The 273-nt window shown below is 64.8% G+C and carries 1 protein-coding gene; it reads right to left on the bottom strand.

From position 1 onward, the window contains the following. Positions 1 to 231: hypothetical protein (locus SB724_RS20105; protein WP_486304059.1), on the bottom strand; the 231-nt coding region annotated here is incomplete at its 3' end. Between the last annotated feature and the right edge of the window lie 42 nt (positions 232 to 273).

Here is a 273-nt window from a genome sequence, read left to right as displayed (position 1 = left end):
GACCGGCCACACCAGTGCCTTCCTATTGTGGCTTCGGATTGCTGCCACTGTCAGGGGGCCGAGGAACTCGATGGCCACCGTGGTGCCCAACGGTATGCGCTCAATGGCGGCGAGGAACATGATGGTCATGAGGCCGGTGGCGACTCCAAGTCCCAGCAGGGGAAGGATATCGGGGCGGCGGATCGAACGGATCGGCGGGCGCGCAATGGCCAGGAAGATGATGGCGCCCATGCTCAATCGCAGCCATGCCGTACCGGCCGGACCTACCTCGGC

The sequence above is a fragment of the Bacillus sp. SIMBA_031 genome (assembly GCF_046535225.1).
GTDB classification, from domain to species: domain Bacteria; phylum Bacillota; class Bacilli; order Bacillales; family Bacillaceae; genus Bacillus; species Bacillus velezensis.
This window is presented reverse-complemented; position numbering and strand designations above follow the sequence as displayed.